The sequence below is a fragment of the Pseudomonas sp. MDT1-17 genome (assembly GCF_054898105.1).
In genome coordinates, this window is the sequence record NZ_JBUBVM010000001.1 from 792,883 (window position 1) to 812,585 (window position 19,703).

Genomic DNA, 19,703 nt, shown 5'->3' on the forward strand with positions numbered 1-19,703 from the left:
CGGGTTCAGGAAGAGCAACTGATCTCCAGATGCTTGCCCCACTCCGGTGGCCGCTCGGCATAGCTCTCCATCCCCGGCTGCTCCTCAAACGGATTGCTCAACACCGCATGCAGTCGGCGAACCTCTGAATAGTCGCCACTCTCCGCCGCATCGATGGCTTTCTGCGCCAAGTAGTTGCGCAAGATGTAGAGCGGATTGACCGAATGCATCCGTTTGCGCCGCTGCTCTTGATCATCCTCGCCGTCACGAGCAACCCGGGCGATGTAGAGCTCACCCCAGGCATCGAAGCCCTTGATGTCGACGAAGTCATCGCGCAAACGGGCGACGGCCAGTTCAGGTGATTCTTCACCCAGGCGGCGGAAGAACAGGCTGTAGTCGACGCCGCTGTTCTGCATCAGTTGCAGCAGCTGTTCCAGCAGTTTCTGGTCATCGTCTTCGGCCGTGGTGAAACCGAGGCGGCGGCGCATCAGGTCGAGGTAATGGGCCTGGTACAGCGGCAAGTACAGGCCGAGGGCTTCGCGCAGGGCTTCGACGCTGATAAAAGGCGTCAGGGCCTGGGCCAGGGCGCTGAGATTCCACTGGCCGATCGGCACCTGGTTGCTGAAGGAGTAACGACCCTGGTCATCGGAGTGGTTGCAGATGAAGTGGGCGTCGAAGTCGTCGAGGAAGGCGAACGGGCCGTAGTCGAAGGTAATGCCGAGGATCGACATGTTGTCAGTATTCATCACGCCGTGGCAGAACCCATAGGCCTGCCATTGGGCGATCAGCTCGGCATTGCGCTCAACGATTTCACGGAACATCGCCAGATACGGTTCCGGCTGTTCCAGGCATTGCGGGAAATGCATGGCCAGCACGTGGTCGCCGAGTTCTTTCTGTTTTTCAGGACGTTTGGTGTAGTAGAAATATTCGAAATGCCCGAAACGCACATGGCTCGGCGCCATGCGCAGGACCATGGCTGCGCGTTCCTGTTTCTCGCGCCAGACGGGTGTGTCGGAGCCGATCACGCACAGTGCGCGGGTGGTCGGGATGTTCAGGGCATTCAGCGCTTCGGAGGCAAGAAATTCGCGGATCGAGGATCGCAGGACCGCCCGCCCATCGCCCATGCGCGAAAAAGGCGTCTGGCCGGCACCCTTGAGGTGCAGGTCCCAATGCTCGCCGGCCTCGTTGTAAACCTCGCCCAGCAATAGCCCGCGCCCATCGCCCAGCTGCGGGTTGTAGGAACCGAACTGATGACCTGAATAGACCATCGCCCGCGGGACCGCGTCGGCCCAGAGTTTATGGCCGCTGAACAGTTCGGCGAATTCCGGGGTGTCGGCCACGGCAGGGTCGAGGTCGAGCAGCGCCATGGCGGCGGGGCTGGCTACCACCAGACGCGGGTTGTCGATGGGTTCGGGCAGCACGTGGGCGGAAAACGTATCGCCCAGGCGGGCAAAACGATTATCGAAGGTCAGTTCGTCGAGGGCTTTCAAGGGCCATCTCCAGCAGAATGTCCGAGCATTCTGCTAGGGATAGGGCGGTTAGTCGAGTTTGGCGGCCGGTGGCTCTTGAGGCACTTGACCATCCGGCTTAGGCGCAATGGTTTTGGCTTCCGGGTCGACCGGCACCATCCTGTATTCCTGACCCTGGATGTTCTTGAGGTAAACCTCCATCTGCCGGAACGAGATGTTGATGTGCTGTTTCTTGAACTCGCGGTTGATGAAGCGGTTGACCTCATCGAGCACCGGGTTACGGTCGCCGAGGTCGCGCACATGCATGCGCAGTTCATGATCGAGGGTGCTTTCGCCGAAGTTCAGGAAGTACACGTGAGGCTCGGGATCCTTCAGCACACGTGGGTTTTCACGGGCAGCCTTGAGCAGCAATTCCTTGACCAGGTCCAGGTCCGAGCCGTAATCGACGCCGAGCTTGAGGGTCACCCGGGTGATGGTGTCGGTCAGGGACCAGTTGATCAGCTGCCCGGTGATGAACGTCTTGTTCGGGACAATAATGTCCTTGCGGTCGAAGTCGGTGATAGTCGTGGCGCGGATGCGGATCTTGCTCACCGTGCCCGACAGGTTGCCGATGGTAATGGTGTCGCCGATCCGCACCGGGCGTTCGAACAGGATCATGATCCCGGAGATGAAGTTCGCGAAGATTTCCTGCATCCCGAAACCGAGACCTACCGATAGCGCCGCCACCAGCCATTGCAACTTGTCCCAGCTCACGCCGAGCGTCGACAGGGTCGAGACGAAACCGACACCAGCGATCACGTAAGACAGCAACGTGGTGGTGGCGTACGCACTGCCCTGAGCGAGGTTCAGTTTCGACAACACCAACACTTCCAGCAGGCCCGGCAAGTTGCGCGCGAGGGCGAAGGTAATGCCGATGATGATCACCGCGCCGAGCATGTCGCCAATGCTGATCGGCACCATGCTCATGTTGGCGCCGGTGCCGCTGGTGTATTCGTAGAGGGTGATGTTATCCAGGTACGAAAACACCGAGATCAGATCGGACCAGACCCAGTACAACGCCGCGATGAAACCGCCAAGCAGTGCCAGACGGATCAGGCGCAGGGACTGCTCGTTGACCTTCTCGATATCCAGTGTGGGCTCTTCGATCACCGCTTCACCGTCGCCAGCCTCTTTCGCGGCCTGGCGTTTGGCCAGGGCGCGCTGGTAGGCCAGACGGCGTGCCGCCACGCTGAGGCCGCGCACGAAGGTGGCTTCAATCACCAGCCAGAACATCAGCAGGTACAGGGTGTTGATCAACCGGTCGCTGAGCTTCAGCGCGGTGTAGTAATAGCCGAAGCACACCGCCACGAATAACGCGACCGGCAGGACGGTGAACATGACCCCGACGGCTTTGCGGAACAGCGAAGCGTTCTGGTGCGTCGGGCTGCTGATCAGCAGGCGACTTAGCAGCCAGGCCATCAAGGCGTAGCAGGTCAACACCACCGGCATGCCAAGCACGTCATCGGCCAGGGTCGCGGGTTGCAGTTCGGCAACCGCCACCACGGCGACCAATGCGATCACCACCAGCCCGAGTCGACGGACCCAGCCCTGAAGGAACTCGACCTGAGGTTTTTCCCAGCGGAAATGCAGTTCGGCCACGCCGCCTGGTGCGAGGATCCGGTAAGCGGTGTAGAACACCAGCCAGGCCTGAGCCATTTGCAGCAGCGCCGCGCCCATGTTGGCGTTTTGCCCGCGAGCGTCGATCTGCAAGGCCAGGCCACACAAGGCCAGGCCCAGAGAGACCGGCATCGCCAGCAGAATGTTGATCAGAATCGCCTGCGGCGTGTGCCACTGGCTGTCGCGCTTGAAGTGGCCGATGTCCTGGTGAACCTTGTTCAGTCGGGCATAGAGGTTCTTGCGCCGCCACAACAGGGCACCGATCAGCAACGCCAGCGGCAGGAACAGCAACGGCCGCTGGGTCAGGCCATCACTCAATTCGCTCAGGCTGGAAGCCCACGGCAGCGTGGTGACCTGACGTTCCAGGCGCTCCGGCACGGCGCGCATCCATTCCAGGTCCAGCGGCTTGTTGCTGGGAATCCAGAACATTTGCTCATCGAGTGTCGCCCGCAGGCTTTGCGCGGTGCTGAGCAATTGTTTCTGATTGAGTTGCAGGGTGATGGATTCGTTGAGCACCGCGCTCAGTTCGCGGTTCAACCGCTCCAGCAGGTCGAAGCGGGTCGTGGCCAGCTCCATCAGGCTCTTGCGCAGCGGCGGGGTGACTTGCTCCGGCGGCTGGGTAGACAGCAGATTGTCGACGTAAGTGGCCGGGTTGCTGAGCAGTTCCCGTTGCTGGCTGACTTCGAATTGATAAAGGCGAATGTCGGCGATCTGGTCGGCCAGGTCGCGGTCGAGCTTGAGGCGCGGCAGGGCCTGTTTCTGTTTATAGAGGATCTTGGAGAGCAGCAGACTGCCCTTGAGCACGTTGATTTGCTCATCCAGCGCCGAATCGCTTTGGGTCACGTTGTCCAGCTGCTGCTTGGTCTGCAGGTTCTGCTGAGTGACTTCGTTGAGGCGGTCAGTGCTTTTGAGCAGGTAGTCCGAGAGCTTCAGATTAGCCGCGCTTTCGGTGGCCAGCAGCGTGCTGCCGCCAGACTTCTGCGCTTCGATGGACTGCTGCGTCACGGTCTCTTGGGACTGCGCCAGACGCTTCTGGTTGATCAGGGTTTGTAGCTCCTGGATTTCCTTATCCTGGCGATCGGATTTTTCCGAGAGCAATCCATGCTGGCTGTTACCCAGGTCCTGCAGTTGGTTGTTGCCGGCCAGTTCCTGGCGACGCAACGGGATCAGGGCATTCAGCGCCGCGAGCTCGGCGTTGAGCAGGTCGCGTTGCTCGGGGGTCAAGGTCTTGCCGTTGTCCTTGCCGGCCTTGAGGATGTTGTTGATCTGCTGGATGCGTGTCTGGCTGGTAGAAATTTCGGCCTGGGCGCGCTCGGGGCGGGTCTGGGCGGTAGTGACCAGACTGTTGGCGTCGGCCAGGGACTTCTGCAGATCGCTTTGCTGGGTGGAGCGCTCAGTGAGCATCTGCTCCAGTTGCTGAATAGACTCTTTGGCATAGCGTTGCGGTACCGGCAACACGTTAGTGGCTTTGAGCTTGGTCAGTTCTCGCTGGTTCTCGATGTTCTGCTTCGGGGCGCTGGCCAGTTGCCGTTTGAGATCGGCCAGCTTCTGCTCGTAATCACGCTGGTTGTTGAGTTGTGTCAGCGTGTTTTGCAGGATGGTTTGCAGGGCTTTCTGATCGGCTTCCGGCAGTTTGCGGTCGGCGATCTTGTTCAGGTTCGCCTGCACGGCTTCGCTGGACGGAGGTTCGGCCGCTTGCACTGTACCGACAGAAAGACTCAAGCCCAGCAGGGCGATGATGAAAAAGGTGCGCAGGGTTGACATAGAGACCGATCGAAAACGAGACGAAGAGTGGAGTTTAGAGGAACAAGCCCGGACCCGGGCGACTTCCTTCGGGAAATCTGACGCCCACTTTGCCGATCTTGTTCCCTTCCATGACCGCGATGGTCCAAATGGTATTGTTCCACTCCACCTGGTCACCGACCACGGGTGCACCGCCCACTTTCTGGGCAATGAAATGGCCCAGGGACATGTCCGGGTCGATGCCTTCCACTTTTAATCCGTACAACGCAGCAACCGCGGCCAGCTGGGCGTCTCCTTCAAGTACGAAGTCGCCAAAGAAGCGCAAATCGAGGCCTCGTTGCGGTGCCTGACTGAAGAGTTTTCCGAGGGCCGGAAGGTTGTGTTCATGACCGATTACACACAGCAAATCATCGACTTCGAGCGCCGTACTACCCGACGGATGGAGCAGTTGCTGGCCACGAAACAGGGCTGCAATGCGAGTGCCTTCGGGCATTTTCAGTTCCCGAAGGGGCGAGCCGATGCACCATTTCTCGGCGCCGAGGCGATAAACGAACAGCTCCCACTCACTGGTGACGTGCACTTCCAGGGCGGCGCGGGAGATCGGCGCAGGCTCCGGCGGAACGGTCACTTTCAAAAGCTTCGCCACCCATGGCAGGCTCGTACCCTGCACCAGCAGCGACACCAACACGATAAAGAACGCGAGGTTGAAGTAGAGCTGGGCGTTGGGCAGGCCGGCCATCAGCGGGAACACCGCCAGAATGATCGGGACCGCGCCGCGTAACCCGACCCAGGAAATGAACGCTTTCTCGCGCCCATGGAACGCCTTGAACGGCAGCAGACCGACCATCACCGACAACGGCCGGGCAAACAGAATCATCCACAGCGCCAGACCCAGAGCGGGCAGGGCAATCGGCAACAAGTCATGGGGCGTCACCAGCAACCCCAGCACCAGGAACATGCCGATTTGCGCCAGCCAGGCCATGCCATCGAGCATGTGCAAAATGCCGTGGCGGCTGCGCACCGGGCGGTTGCCGATGACCAGGCCGCACAGGTACACCGCCAAAAAGCCGCTGCCGTGCAAGGCGTTGGTCAGGGCAAACACGACCAACCCGCCGGCAATGACCAGAATCGGATAAAGGCCGGTGGCCAAGTGGATACGGTTGACCAGTTGCAGCATGACCCAGCCGCCACCCAGGCCGATGACGGCACCGATACCGAATTCACGCATAAAGTGCCCGAGCAGGCTCCAGTGCAGACCGGTCTGGCCGCTGGCGAGCATGTCGATCAGGGTTACGGTGAGGAACACCGCCATCGGGTCGTTGCTGCCGGACTCTATCTCGAGGGTGGCGGTGACCCGTTCGTTCAAGCCTTTGCCGCCGAGCAGCGAGAACACCGCCGCGGCGTCGGTGGAGCCGACGATAGCGCCGATCAGCAGTCCCTGGATCAGGTTCAGGTTGAACAACCAGGCGGCTGCCATGCCGGTCAGCCCGGTGGTAATCAACACCCCGACCGTCGCTAGCGACAGCGCCGGCCATAACGCCACGCGGAAGCTGGAAACCCGGGTGCGCAAGCCGCCGTCGAGCAGGATGACGGCCAGGGCGAGGTTGCCGACCAGATAAGCCGTTGGGTAGTTATCAAAAACAATGCCGGCACCGTCGACGCCGGCCGACATGCCCACCGCGAGGATGATCACCAGAATCGGGATACCGAGGCGCGATGAAAGTGAGCTCACCAGAATGCTCGCACCTACCAGCAACGCGCCGATCAAGAACAGGCTGTTGATGGTCGTCGCATTCAAAGGCAGTACTCCAGAAAGCAGAAAGGCGGGCACAAACTGACCATGCAGTCTGCGTGCCAGCGATTCTAACCTGTTGAAATGTGATGCTGTCAAAAAGCTTTTGCAGATCAAAAGATCGCAGCCTGCGGCAGCTCCTACATTGGATCAACGTACATCCTGTAGGAGCTGCCGAAGGCTGCGATCTTTTTGCTTTTGGGGTTAAAGGCTAAACCGCCCAACCATATTGTTCAGGTCCAGCGCCAACCGCGACAACTCATTGCTGGCAGCACTCGTCTGATTCGCCCCGGTCGCCGACTGCACCGACAGATCACGAATGTTCACCAGATTGCGGTCCACTTCGCGGGCCACCTGCGCCTGCTCTTCGGCGGCGCTGGCGATCACCAGGTTGCGTTCGTTGATTTCGACGATCGCACTGTTAATGGTGTCCAGCGATATGCCAGCGCCACGAGCAATGTTTAACGTCGACTCGGCGCGCTCGGTGCTGTTGCGCATCGAATCCACCGCGTGCTCGGTGCCGCTCTGGATGCTGCCGATCATGCGTTCGATTTCGCTGGTCGACTGCTGAGTACGATGGGCCAGGGCACGAACTTCGTCAGCTACCACGGCGAAACCACGACCGGCTTCACCGGCACGGGCTGCTTCGATGGCCGCGTTCAACGCCAGCAAGTTGGTCTGGTCAGCCAGGCCGCGAATCACGTCCAGCACTTTGCCGATGTCACGGGACTCGTTGGCCAGGTCGCCAATCAGGGTCGCGGTGCTCTGGACGTCGGCGCTCATGCGTTCGATGGCGCTGACGGTTTCCTGCACAAGGTCGCGACCATCACCGGCAGAGGTGGTGGCGTTTTTCGAGGCTTCGGAAGTGCTGACGGCATTGCGCGCGACTTCTTCCACGGCGCTGGTCATTTCATTGACAGCGGTGGCTGCCTGTTCGATTTCGTTGTTCTGCTGGGTCAGGCCACGGGCGCTTTCGTCGGTGACACTGTTGAGCTCTTCAGCGGCAGACGCCAGTTGCGTGGCAGAGCCGGAAATCCGTTGCAGGGTGTCACGCAGCTTGTCCTGCATCTTCGACATGGCCAGCAGCAAACGGCCGGCTTCGTCCTCACCGTCGACTGTGATCGGGCGAGTCAGGTTGCCTTCGGCAATTTCTTCGGCGGCGCTCAGGGCGTTGGCGATCGGCTTGGTGATGCTGTTGGTCAGCAACCAGGCGAAAAGCAAGGTCAGGCCGCTGGCGATGACCAGCAAAGTGATCACCAGATTGAACGACGTCGAATACTGATCGCCGGCGCGCTGGTCAGTTTCCTCGATTTGCTGGGTGTTGATCTCCAGCAGCTTCGCGAGGGCCGCGTTGACCTCTTCGGAGTTGGCGAGCAACTCGGTGTTCAGCATCTTGCGCAGGTCGTCGACCTGATTGTTGCGCGAGAACGTCTTCATCCGCTCTTCAAGCTGACGATACTGCGCCAGCAACTGCACGTACTTATCGTAAGCGCCGCGTTCTTCCGGACCATCGATCAGCGGCTCATAGGCTTTCTGCGCCTCGCGGATCTGCTGGTTGCGCAGGTCGAACAGGTCAATAGTCTTCTGTTGAACATCAGGTTCGCGGTTCACCAGCAAACGGTAAGACAGCACCCGCAGGCGCAGTGAGAGCTGAGTGAATTCGTCGAGGCTCTTAATGCTCGGCACACTCATGGAGGCGATGTCTTCACCGGCGCCGCGAATCTTGCTCATCTGGTTCAAGGCAAATACCCCCAAAACCAGCATCAAACCGCCAATCAGGGTGAAGCCGAGGAACGCCCGCGGTGCGATATTCATATTACGAAGGGACATGGTATTTACCGAAAAGAGCGCATCCGTGCCGCGCTGAGACTGACGTATGGGTGACTTATCGGTCATACGACTAAAGTCTTGAGCCCCTGCGGGTATTTGTCGCACGCCCGCCCGGGCGACGAAGTGCAGGAACCAGATCCGCCAATCACAGTCTTTAAAGTTCGCGAGGAAGGTCGCCCGCCAGCAAAATCAAGGCCTTGCGCCTGATTAACCCTGGCATCCGTGGTGACTTTTCTTTATCGTACGCGCCCTTTGAAAATGCTTGGAAAATCAAAATGTTGGAAGCAACCCTAAGCCAATTGGAACAGCTGGTCAGCGACCTGGTGCAACAGAACCAGACCCTGCTCGGCACCAACCAAACCCTGAGCGCAGAATTGGCTCAGGCCAAGGATGAAAACGAAAGCCTGCAACTGAGCCTGATGGAACAGGAAGAGAAACAAGGTGCCACCGCCGCACGCATCCAGGCCCTGGTTGAGCGCGTCAGCGCCGGCCCTGTCAGCGCATGAGTGAAGGCGCCGCAGGGGTAAAAGTCGTCTCGATCCTGGGGGAGGACTATTCGATCAAGGCGCCGGCCGGGGAAGAGCAAACCCTGCTGGACGCCGCATTAATGCTGAAGGCTGCCCTGGCCGACACCAAAAAGAAGTACCCGACGCTGATCGGTGACCGCTTGCTGGTGCTGGCGGCGATGAATCTGTGCTCCCAGCAGATCGACATGCAGAAACAGCACAAGCAGGAACTCGACCGTTACCAAGAGCAAGTCAGCGCCACGGTTGAAGTGATCTCCAAGACGATCAATCAGGCCTGATCGGCTTTGCGCACAACCGAAGAATAAATTGTCGTTTGCGTTGTATACAATCGGCATGGCTGTTGCAGTGTTTCAGCCTCTTATTCTTTGGGGGTGCTCCATGCAGTTCTGGCGACGCAGTATTCAATGGCAGTTGATCCTGAGTATGGGCACCGCCCTGCTGGTCAGTATTCTGATCGTGGTTGGCGTTTATACCCTCGTGGTCAACCGTCTCGCCCAGAGTTACCTGGTCGAACAAGCGCTACCGTCGAGCATCGAAGCGATGCGCAACGACATCGAACGAATCCTCGTTCAACCCCTCACCGCCGCCAAGGACATCGCCAGCAACAGCATGGTGCGCGACTGGCTCGCAGGGGGTGAAAACAGTGCCCAGACCGCCACGTTCGTGCAGTATCTGGAAGGCATCCGCGCCGAGCACAAAGCTTTTACCGCGCTGATCGTCGGCACTGCCTCAAGCAACTACTTCTCTGAAAAAGGCCTGGACCGGACCCTCAGCCGTTCCAACCCCAAAGACGCCTGGTTCTACTCGTTTCTCGACAGCAATCAGCCGCGCACCCTCAATATCGACAATGACACCGCGACCGGTGAATTGGCGCTGTTCATCGACCTCAAGGTCGAACAGGCCGGTAAAGTCGTGGGCGTCGCCGGGCTTGGCCTGAGCATGAAAGAGCTGTCGGAGCTGATCCACAATTTCAACTTCGGTGAGCGCGGCAAGGTCTATCTCGTGCGTTCCGACGGTTTGATCCAGGTTCATCCCGAGGCGCAATTCAGCGGCAAACGCACGTTGGCCGAGCAAATTGGTGCAACTGCCGCACAAGCGGTGATGGGTCAAAAAGTTGCCACCAACAGTAGCTTTGTTCGCGATGGCGAAGATTATCTGGCGCTGAGCCTGCCGCTGCGTGATCTGGGCTGGACGCTGGTGGCCGAAGTGCCGCAGTCGCAGATCTACGCCGAAGCACGCCGCGCGATGTGGATGAGCAGTGGCATCGGCCTGGTGGTGGCGCTGGTTTGCCTGGCTCTGGTGGTGTTGCTGGCCCGGGGATTGGTGCGGCCGATCCGTCAGGTAACAGCAGCGCTGGTAGCAATCGGTAGCGGTGGGGGAGATTTGACCCACAGGTTAGATTCCAGTCGCGCCGATGAGTTGGGTGACCTGGCGCGTGGTTTCAATCGGTTCCTGGAAAGTCAGCGCGACATGATCGGCGAAGTGCTGACCACCAGCGAGCGTTTACGCACGGCCGTCGGCCAGGTGGCGCGGGTGGTGGACAACACTGCCGAACGTTCCGGCCGTCAGCAGGAAATGACCGACATGGTCGCCACCGCCGTCCATGAAATGGGCCTGACGGTGCAGGAAATCGCCCAAAACGCCGGCAATGCGGCGGTGGCTTCACAGACTGCCCGCGATGAAGCGATGCAGGCGCGAGAAGTGGTGGGCGGGTCGATTCGGCATATTGAAAGCATGTCCGCCGAAATCGGCCTCGCTGCCAGTGCGGTGGGTGAGCTGGCCCTTCAAGTGGCGTCCATTGATCAGGTGTTGGCGGTGATTCGCGGGATCTCCGAACAGACCAATTTGCTCGCGCTCAACGCGGCCATCGAAGCAGCGCGGGCCGGGGACATGGGGCGCGGGTTTGCGGTAGTGGCGGATGAAGTGCGCACGTTGGCGCGGCGGACGCAGTCGTCGACTGATGAGATTCAGCAGATGATCGGCAGCCTCAAGCAAGGCGCGGAGAATGCGGTCTCGTCGATGCATTCCGGGCAGGCGGCGACGGGCACTGGGGTTGAGTCGAGCCAGCGCACCGGGGCGTCGTTAACGGCGATTACCGGGCAGGTCGAGCGGATCAGCGACATGAACCATCAGGTGGCGACGGCGACGGAAGAGCAGTCGGCGGTGACCGAAGAGATCAATCGCAACGTGCAGGGGATTTCCGATTTGGCCCGGGCAACGGCCGGGGAAGTCAGGGCTTGTCGTGAGGATTGTCAGACGCTGAAGCGGTTGGCGGATGATTTGGCGCGGCAGATGGGTGGGTTCAAGCTGAGTTAACAGATCAAGATCAAAAATCGCAGCCTCGTTTCACTCGACAGCTCCTACAGGTTTACGCGGATCCTTTGTAGGAGCTGTCGAGGGAAACGAGGCTGCGATCTTTTTTGTGGCCGTTACACAAATCTATGTCAGATCAAAACCACTCATCCTGCATCCCAAGGCACACATCATCCCGCGCCTCAAGAATCGCCAGCTCATGGTGACACCCCGGCACTTCCCATGTCAGAAAATACCGCGCTGCCTGTAGCTTGCCTTTATAGAAGCTCACATCCGCCGCATTACCCTTGGCCAACCCTTCCTCAGCGCGAATCGCCTGTTCCAGCCAGCGCCAGCCAATCACCGTGTGCCCGAACACTTTCAAATACAGCGCCGAGTTCGCCAGGCTGCTGTTGACCTTGCCCTGGCCCAGATCCGTCAGCAGGCCAATGGTCACCGTTTGCAAGCGCGCCACCAGTTTCTCCAACGGCTCACGCAGCGCTGTCAGCGTTTCGTATGCCTGGGCGCGCTCGGCGGTGTTGGCAATCAGGCGGATCAGCTGCTTCAAGCCCGCGCCACCGTTCTGCGCCAGTTTGCGGCCCAACAGGTCCAGCGACTGAATGCCGTGGGTGCCTTCATGGATCGGGTTCAGGCGGTTATCGCGGTAGTACTGCTCCACCGGATACTCGCGGGTGTAGCCGTGGCCGCCCAGAATCTGGATCGCCAGTTCGTTGGCCTTCAGGCAGAACTCCGATGGCCAGGATTTAACGATCGGCGTCAGCAGATCCAGCAACTCATGGGCCTGCTTGCGTTCGGCTTCGCTCTCAAGGGTCGTGGTGTCGTCCAATAATCGCGCCGCATACAGCCCCAGATCGAACGAACCTTCGACGTAGGCCTTTTGCGTCAGCAGCATGCGCTTGACGTCCGCGTGCTGAATGATCGCCACCGGCGCAGTGTTCGGGTCCTTGCTGTCCGGCACGCGACCTTGCGGACGTTCGCGGGCGTACTCCAGGGAATACAGATAACCGGCGTAACCGAGCATCACCGCACCCATGCCGACGCCGATCCGCGCCTCGTTCATCATCTGGAACATGTAGCTCAGGCCGTGGTGCGGCTTGCCCACGAGGTAGCCGACACACTCGCCGTTATCGCCGAAATTCAGCGCGGTGGAGGTGGTGCCGCGCCAGCCCATTTTATGAAACAACCCGGCCAGCAGCACGTCGTTACGTTTGCCCAGACTGCCGTCATCGTTGACCAAAAACTTGGGCACGATGAACAGCGAAATACCCTTCACCCCGGCCGGTGCGTCCGGCAGCTTCGCCAGCACCATGTGCACGATGTTTTCAGACAGCGGGTGATCGCCGCCGGAAATGAAAATCTTGTTGCCCTTCAGGCGATAGGTGCCGTCAGACGCAGGCTCGGCGCGGGTACGAATATCCGACAGCGACGAGCCGGCATGCGGCTCGGTCAGGGCCATGGTGCCGAAGAAGCGGCCATCGATCATCGGCTGCAGGAAGCGCTGCTTCTGCTCATCTGTACCAAAGCTTTCGATCAGGTTCGCCGCGCCCATGGTCAGGAATGGATAAGAGGTCGACGCCGCATTGGCCGATTGGAAGTGAGCGAAACAGGCTTGGGACAACAGCGTAGGAAGTTGCATGCCTCCCGCATCGAAACTGCGCGCCGCGTTGAGGAAACCGGCTTCGAGGAAGGCATCCACCGCCGGTTTTACTTCCGGAATCAGAATCGCCTGACCGTTCTCGTAGCGCGGCTCGTTCTCGTCGCCCTTGCGATTGTGCGGGGCGAAGAACTTCTCGGCGATGTTGCGGGCAGTGCCGATGGCAGCGTCGAAGGTCTCGCGGTTGTGCTCGGCGAAACGCTCGCGCTGGGTCAGGCCTTCGGCATCGAGGACTTCATACAGCTCGAAAGCCAGATTGCGGGAACTGAGCAACGTCTCGGACATGTCGGCCTACCTTTTTTTGGAATGGACCGAGTCTAGGCGTGGCAAGGGCGGGGTGAACAGGATGATTGATCTTGGTGATGGAGAAGCAAAAGATCGCAGCCTTCGGCAGCTCCTACAGAGAAACACGATCCCCTGTAGGAGCTGCCGAAGGCTGCGATCTTTTGATCTTGCTTCTAAAACACCGGACACCCATTGCGGGTGCCCGGTCTTGTTGCGGTTTAGCCGATAGTCATCAGGCTGGCATTACCACCCGCCGCAGCCGTGTTAACACTCAACGCCCGCTCAATCACCAGGCGCTCCAGCGCAATGTTGGTTTCGCCTTGCGACAAGCCATGAACCCCGACAATCGCGCCAGCACGCTTGGCCACTTGCTGGCAAACCGCGCGCAGCTGATCGGAGTGGCCATGATGCAGAACCGCATCAAACACCACTTCGTCCTTGCTCCAGTCGGAAACCAGCTTGATCCGCGCCTGAACTTCCTTCGGCAGGCGTGCGAACAATGCCTTGCTCAAGTCAGCTTCCGGCCACACCGCCGAACCGCCAACAGCCAATACCGCCGCCAGTTGAGTCAGCAGATCGCCTTCGACTTCCGCCAGGCTCAGCACGTGCTCACGCGGCAGGATGGCGTAGCTGTTGCGCTCGCCGGTCGGGCCCGCCAGTACACGGGTGATCCCGCTTTGCGATTGCGCCGCGAACTGCACGCACAGGGCGCTCAGGTCAGCGAACTTGTTACTGTCGGCCCAGGCCTTCAGGGCAGTCAGCGGTTTGCTCATGGCATCACGCAGACGAACGTCCGGTGCTGCGATGGCATCACCGCGAGCGAAGGACTGTTCGATCGCACCGGTAGGACGCGTCGACAGCAGGCGATACATGTACAGCGGACCGCCGGCTTTCGGGCCAGTACCCGACAGACCTTCTCCACCGAACGGCTGCACGCCAACCACAGCACCGACAATGTTGCGGTTCACATAGACGTTACCGGCGTTGACGTTGTCGATCACCTTGGCGATGGTCTCGTCGATGCGCGTGTGCACGCCCAGCGTCAGGCCGTAACCGGAAGCGTTGATCTGGCCAATCAGCTGATCGATGTCTTTGCGCTTGTAGCGAACCACGTGCAACACCGGGCCGAAGATCTCACGTTGCAGTTCGTCGAAGCTTTCCAGCTCGATCAACGTCGGCATCACGAAGGTGCCGCGTTTGACTTCTTCGGTATTGGCGATTGCCACCTGGTACACACTGCGACCTTTGTCGCGCATGGCCTGGATGTGCTTCTCGATGCCTGCCTTGGCTTCGGCGTCGATCACCGGGCCGATGTCCACGGACAGACGCTCAGGGTTGCCGAGACGGCATTCAGCCATGGCACCTTTGAGCATTTCGATGACACGGTCAGCGGAATCTTCCTGCAAGCACAAGACGCGCAGCGCCGAGCAACGTTGACCGGCGCTGTCGAAAGCCGACGACACCACGTCGATCACAACCTGTTCGGTCAGGGCCGAGGAGTCGACGATCATCGCGTTCTGGCCGCCGGTTTCAGCGATCAGCGGAATCGGACGACCCTGTGCATCCAGGCGGCCGGCGACGTTGCGTTGCAACAGACGCGCAACCTCGGTGGAACCGGTGAACATCACGCCTTTGACCCGATCGTCACCGACCAGACGGGCGCCAACGGTTTCGCCTCGGCCCGGCAGCAATTGCAGCACGCCTACCGGAATCCCGGCTTCGAGCAGCAAGCGCACGGCTTGAGCCGCCACCAGCGGGGTTTGTTCCGCAGGCTTGGCCAGTACCGGGTTACCGGCGGCCAGTGCTGCCGCGACTTGGCCACTGAAGATCGCCAGCGGGAAGTTCCACGGGCTGATGCACACGACCGGACCCAGTGGGCGGTGGGCGTCATTGGTGAAATCGTTGCGAGCCTGCACCGCGTAATAACGCAGGAAGTCCACCGCTTCACGCACTTCGGCGATGGCGTTGGCGAAGGTCTTGCCGGCTTCGCGAGCCAACAGGCCCATCAGCGGCTGGATCTCGCCTTCCATCAAGTCAGCGGCACGTTCCAGAATCGCGGCGCGTTCGGCGGGCGGAGTGGCCTGCCAGATCGGTGCGGCGTTCAGGGCGCACTGGATCGCGTTGTCGACGTCTTCGACAGTGGCTTCTTGCACATGGCCGACCACGTCACGCAGATCGGACGGGTTCAGGACTGGCGCAGGGGTTTCAGTGCTGGAGGCGCAACCGAGCATCGGCGCCGCTTTCCAGTGGTTGTGAGCAGTGGCCAGCAAAGCACAGGACAGCGAAGCCAGACGATGTTCGTTGGCCATGTCGATGCCGCTGGAGTTGGCGCGCTCGGCACCATAAAGATCACGCGGCAGTGGGATACGCGGGTGCGGCAGGCCGAAGCCGCCTTCCAGCGTCGCCATCTGCTCGATGCTGGCCACTGGATCGGCCACCAGCGCCTGAATCGAGATGGATTGATCGGCTATCTGGTTGACGAACGAGGTGTTCGCGCCGTTTTCCAGCAGACGACGTACCAGGTACGCCAACAGTGTTTCGTGAGTGCCGACCGGTGCGTACACGCGGCACGGACGGTTCAACTTGCCTTCGGAAACTTTGCCTACAACCTGTTCGTACAGCGGTTCGCCCATGCCGTGCAGGCACTGGAACTCGTACTGACCGGGGTAATAGTTCTGACCCGCGATGTGGTAAATGGCCGACAGGGTGTGGGCGTTATGCGTAGCGAATTGCGGGTAGATAACTTCCGGCACCGACAACAGTTTGCGGGCGCAGGCGATGTAGGAAACGTCGGTGTACACCTTGCGGGTGTAGACCGGATAGCCTTCCAGGCCTTCGACCTGGGCGCGCTTGATTTCGCTGTCCCAGTACGCGCCTTTCACCAGACGAATCATCAGGCGATGACGGCTGCGGCGAGCCAGGTCGATCACGTAGTCGATCACGTACGGGCAACGCTTCTGGTAGGCCTGGATGACGAAACCGATGCCGTTCCAGCCGGTCAGTTGCGGCTCGAAGCACAGGCGCTCCAGCAGATCCAGCGACAGCTCGAGGCGGTCGGCTTCTTCGGCGTCGATGTTCAGGCCGATGTCGTATTGCTTGGCCAGCAGGGTCAGCGATAGCAGGCGCGGGTACAGCTCGTCCATCACACGCTCGTACTGCGCACGGCTGTAACGCGGGTGCAGTGCAGAGAGTTTGATGGAAATGCCCGGGCCTTCATAAATCCCACGACCGTGGGACGCTTTGCCGATCGAATGGATGGCTTGCTCGTACGAGGCCAGGTACTTCTGGGCGTCGTGCTCGGTGAGTGCGGCTTCACCCAGCATGTCGTAGGAATAGCGGAAACCTTTGGCTTCGAACTTGCTCGCATTGGCCAGGGCTTCGGCGATGGTTTCGCCGGTTACAAACTGCTCGCCCATCAGGCGCATGGCCATGTCGACGCCCTTGCGGATCATCGGCTCGCCGCTCTTGCCGATGATGCGGCTCAGGGACGACGTCAGGCCGGCCTCGTTGTGGGTGGCGACCAGTTTGCCGGTCAGCAGCAAGCCCCAAGTAGCAGCGTTGACGAACAGCGACGGGCTGTTGCCCAAGTGCGGGTGCCAGTTGCCGGTACTGATCTTGTCGCGGATCAGGGCGTCACGCGTGCCTTTGTCCGGAATGCGCAGCAGCGCTTCGGCCAGGCACATCAGCGCCACGCCTTCCTGGGACGACAGGGAAAATTCCTGCAACAGGCCCTGAACAATTCCGGCACGGCCGCCGGCGCTCTTTTGATTGCGCAGCTTCTCGGCAATCGAAGCAGCGAGCTTGTTGGTGGCTTCGGCCATCGCAGCAGGCAGACGCGCCTGTTCGATCAGCATTGGCACCACTTCAGGTTCCGGGCGGCGGTAAGCAGCAGTGATCGAGGCGCGCAGCACCGATTGCGGCAGGATGCTTTCGGCGAACTCGAGGAAGCACTGGTGGGCGTGATCCAGAGGCGCATCGACGATGTCGTCGGAATCCTTGGTCAAACCGCTCAGCTCGGTCAGGGTTGCACCACCCTCGAGTTTTTCCAGGTAATTGAAAATTGCCTGCTTGATCAGCCAGTGCGGCGTGCGATCAATCGAGGTCGCGGCTGCTTTCAGGCGCTCGCGGGTCGGGTCATCAAGTTTGACCCCAAGGGTGGTGGTAGCCATATTTTTATCCTCATGTTTGCCGCAACCGCGCGGCATCAGCTTGCGGCAAGATTAGCTGTGCGTTAGCTGAGGTGCAACCGGGTGCAACCCTTTTTTTGACGGAATAATACGCAGCTCGTCAGGAAAAAAATTCCGGTAGGAAAGCACCGCCCCTGCTTGGTGCTTTTGCTTATAGCAACGCGCCATGACTGCACTAAAAGGGAGCAAAAAACCGTGTTTTGCAAATAAATCCGACTAGGTGCAACTTATTCGCCAGAAACTGGTTGCACCTTATTTGCTTTGTTGAATAGCATTCGCGGCCAAGGTGCAACCGGACTCCAAAAGTCTGGTGCACCGGCTGATGGCTTTCCTGGGGAAACATCAGTCATAAATGCGCGGGTCTATAATCGTCTGTCAAACGTCGTCGTTTGCGAGCGGTTAACAAAAACCGCCGCTACATAAAAACAAAGCCAGGGCGTAACTTAATGAGCGTTAGCAATCCAACCCTGATCACTTTCGTGATCTACATCGCAGCAATGGTGCTGATCGGCTTCATGGCCTATCGCTCCACCAATAACCTTTCTGACTACATTCTGGGCGGTCGTAGCCTGGGCAGTGTCGTGACCGCACTCTCTGCCGGTGCTTCCGACATGAGCGGCTGGTTGTTGATGGGCCTGCCGGGCGCTATCTACATGTCCGGTCTCTCCGAAAGCTGGATCGCCATCGGCCTGATCATCGGTGCTTACCTGAACTGGCTGTTCGTCGCGGGCCGTCTGCGCGTGCAGACCGAGCACAACGGCGATGCGCTGACCCTGCCGGATTACTTCTCCAGCCGTTTCGAAGACAAAAGCGGCCTGCTGCGAATCATCTCGGCGGTTGTGATCCTGGTGTTCTTCACCATCTACTGCGCCTCTGGCATCGTGGCGGGTGCCCGTCTGTTTGAAAGCACCTTCGGCATGTCCTACGAGACGGCGCTGTGGGCCGGTGCTGCAGCGACGATTGCCTACACCTTCGTCGGTGGTTTCCTGGCAGTGAGCTGGACTGACACCGTGCAAGCCACGTTGATGATCTTCGCCCTGTTGCTGACGCCGATCATCGTGTTGCTGGCTACTGGTGGCGTTGACACCACGTTCCTGGCCATCGAAGCACAAGATCCAAGCAACTTCGACATGCTGAAAAACACCACGTTCATCGGCGTGATTTCGCTGATGGGCTGGGGCCTGGGCTACTTCGGCCAGCCGCACATCCTCGCGCGTTTCATGGCCGCGGATTCGGTCAAGTCGATCGCTAAAGCACGTCGCATCTCCATGGCCTGGATGATCCTGTGCCTGGGCGGCACCGTCGCTGTAGGTTTCTTCGGTATCGCTTACTTCTCGGCGCACCCTGACCTGGCCGGTCCTGTGACCGAAAACCCAGAGCGCGTGTTCATCGAACTGGCCAAAATCCTGTTCAACCCATGGGTCGCCGGTGTACTGCTGTCGGCCATTCTGGCTGCGGTCATGAGCACCCTGAGCTGCCAGTTGCTGGTGTGCTCGAGCGCCCTGACCGAAGACTTCTACAAAACCTTCCTGCGTAAAACTGCTTCTCAGGTTGAACTGGTCTGGGTTGGTCGCGCCATGGTGCTGCTGGTTGCCCTGATCGCCATCGCGATGGCCGCTAACCCGGAAAACCGCGTACTGGGCCTGGTCAGCTACGCCTGGGCTGGTTTCGGTGCTGCGTTCGGTCCGGTTGTCCTGATCTCCGTGATCTGGAAAGACATGACCCGTAACGGCGCACTGGCCGGCATCCTGGTCGGCGCAATCACCGTGATCGTCTGGAAACACTTCGAACTGCTGGGTCTGTACGAAATCATCCCTGGTTTCATCTTCGCCAGCCTGGCGATCTACTTCGTCAGCAAAATGGGCGAGCCTACTAAAGGCATGCTTCAGCGCTTCGCCGCTGCCGAGGCAGATTTCCGCCAGAACAAGTGATCGAGATGAGCTGATGCTCTGACCTTTCGCTGAACATGAAAACGGCCCGCTTCCTTTTGGACGCGGGCCGTTTTTTTTGGACCGCGCAAATCTCCAGACGCTGTGAAATCCCTGTGGGAGCGAGCCTGCTCGCGAATGCGGTGTGTCAGTCGACATCAATGCTGAATGACACACCGTATTCGCGAGCAGGCTCGCTCCCACAGTGGTTGGTGGTGGTTTGAAGGAGATGTCTGTAGCCAAACACACTTATTTTTGAAGGACAAATCTCTAAAAAAGTAGGGCAAATCTGATTTTCCTGTCCCTCCCTCAACACCCCTGTCCGCTCATGCAGAATCGC

The 19,703-nt window shown here is 59.6% G+C and carries 10 protein-coding genes and 2 pseudogenes; 5 read left to right on the plus strand and 7 right to left on the minus strand.

The annotated features are described in order from the left end of the window. Positions 1 to 5 precede the first annotated feature (5 nt). From selO to ACYZTX_RS03580, 5 genes and pseudogenes are all read right to left on the minus strand, one after another. Entirely contained in the window at positions 6 to 1,469 is a 1,464-nt protein-coding gene (gene selO, locus ACYZTX_RS03560; protein WP_462032972.1) for a protein adenylyltransferase SelO, read from the minus strand. Positions 1,470 to 1,517: 48 nt separating this feature from the next. Continuing rightward, positions 1,518 to 4,868, minus strand: coding sequence for a mechanosensitive channel MscK (gene mscK, locus ACYZTX_RS03565; protein ID WP_462032973.1), 3,351 nt, complete (start codon positions 4,866 to 4,868; stop codon positions 1,518 to 1,520). A 34-nt stretch (positions 4,869 to 4,902) separates the two neighbouring features. Next, entirely contained in the window at positions 4,903 to 6,645 is a 1,743-nt protein-coding gene (locus ACYZTX_RS03570; RefSeq protein WP_462032974.1) for a potassium/proton antiporter, read from the minus strand. A gap of 198 nt (positions 6,646 to 6,843) precedes the next feature. Next, positions 6,844 to 7,716 (minus strand): methyl-accepting chemotaxis protein, encoded by an 873-nt coding sequence (locus ACYZTX_RS03575; protein WP_461979566.1) that lies wholly within the window; start codon positions 7,714 to 7,716, stop codon positions 6,844 to 6,846. Beyond that, positions 7,699 to 8,535, minus strand: a pseudogene (locus ACYZTX_RS03580) (MCP four helix bundle domain-containing protein); the annotation flags it as partial. The gene ACYZTX_RS03575 and the pseudogene ACYZTX_RS03580, both read right to left, overlap by 18 nt. A gap of 209 nt (positions 8,536 to 8,744) precedes the next feature. On the opposite strand from ACYZTX_RS03580, the gene ACYZTX_RS03585 reads away from it, so the two are divergent. The 4 genes and pseudogenes from ACYZTX_RS03585 (at position 8,745) to ACYZTX_RS03600 (ending at position 11,312) form a co-directional block, all read left to right on the plus strand. Next, positions 8,745 to 8,975, plus strand: coding sequence for a hypothetical protein (locus tag ACYZTX_RS03585; protein WP_462032975.1), 231 nt, complete (start codon positions 8,745 to 8,747; stop codon positions 8,973 to 8,975). Next, a complete protein-coding gene (locus tag ACYZTX_RS03590) occupies positions 8,972 to 9,274 on the plus strand; it encodes a cell division protein ZapA (protein WP_462032976.1) in 303 nt (100 codons plus the stop codon). The genes ACYZTX_RS03585 and ACYZTX_RS03590 overlap by 4 nt, the downstream gene beginning before the upstream one ends. Before the next feature lie 145 nt (positions 9,275 to 9,419). Beyond that, positions 9,420 to 10,445: pseudogene (locus ACYZTX_RS03595) on the plus strand (HAMP domain-containing protein); the annotation flags it as partial. 135 nt (positions 10,446 to 10,580) lie between these two features. Then, entirely contained in the window at positions 10,581 to 11,312 is a 732-nt protein-coding gene (locus ACYZTX_RS03600; protein WP_462036982.1) for a methyl-accepting chemotaxis protein, read from the plus strand. A 133-nt stretch (positions 11,313 to 11,445) separates the two neighbouring features. Here the strand turns inward: ACYZTX_RS03600 and ACYZTX_RS03605 are convergent, their stop codons facing one another. After that, positions 11,446 to 13,248: an acyl-CoA dehydrogenase gene (locus ACYZTX_RS03605; RefSeq protein WP_462032977.1), complete on the minus strand. Its 1,803-nt coding sequence runs from the start codon at positions 13,246 to 13,248 to the stop codon at positions 11,446 to 11,448. 218 nt (positions 13,249 to 13,466) lie between these two features. Then, positions 13,467 to 17,417, minus strand: coding sequence for a trifunctional transcriptional regulator/proline dehydrogenase/L-glutamate gamma-semialdehyde dehydrogenase (gene putA, locus ACYZTX_RS03610; protein ID WP_462032978.1), 3,951 nt, complete (start codon positions 17,415 to 17,417; stop codon positions 13,467 to 13,469). 464 nt (positions 17,418 to 17,881) lie between these two features. On the opposite strand from putA, the gene putP reads away from it, so the two are divergent. Next, positions 17,882 to 19,366, plus strand: coding sequence for a sodium/proline symporter PutP (gene putP / locus ACYZTX_RS03615; protein WP_462032979.1), 1,485 nt, complete (start codon positions 17,882 to 17,884; stop codon positions 19,364 to 19,366). Positions 19,367 to 19,703: the final 337 nt, after the last annotated feature.

Excerpts from the sequence above, each read along its gene's own strand:
- mscK (WP_462032973.1), bottom strand. The coding sequence starts at position 4,868 with ATGTCAACCCTGCGCACCTTTTTCATCATCGCCCTGCTGGGCTTGAGT.
- ACYZTX_RS03575 (WP_461979566.1), bottom strand. The coding sequence starts at position 7,716 with ATGTCGAAGATGCAGGACAAGCTGCGTGACACCCTGCAACGGATTTCC.
- ACYZTX_RS03585 (WP_462032975.1), top strand. The coding sequence starts at position 8,745 with ATGTTGGAAGCAACCCTAAGCCAATTGGAACAGCTGGTCAGCGACCTG.
- ACYZTX_RS03590 (WP_462032976.1), top strand. The coding sequence starts at position 8,972 with ATGAGTGAAGGCGCCGCAGGGGTAAAAGTCGTCTCGATCCTGGGGGAG.
- ACYZTX_RS03600 (WP_462036982.1), top strand. The coding sequence starts at position 10,581 with ATGGTCGCCACCGCCGTCCATGAAATGGGCCTGACGGTGCAGGAAATC.
- ACYZTX_RS03605 (WP_462032977.1), bottom strand. The coding sequence starts at position 13,248 with ATGTCCGAGACGTTGCTCAGTTCCCGCAATCTGGCTTTCGAGCTGTAT.
- putA (WP_462032978.1), bottom strand. The coding sequence starts at position 17,417 with ATGGCTACCACCACCCTTGGGGTCAAACTTGATGACCCGACCCGCGAG.
- putP (WP_462032979.1), top strand. The coding sequence starts at position 17,882 with ATGAGCGTTAGCAATCCAACCCTGATCACTTTCGTGATCTACATCGCA.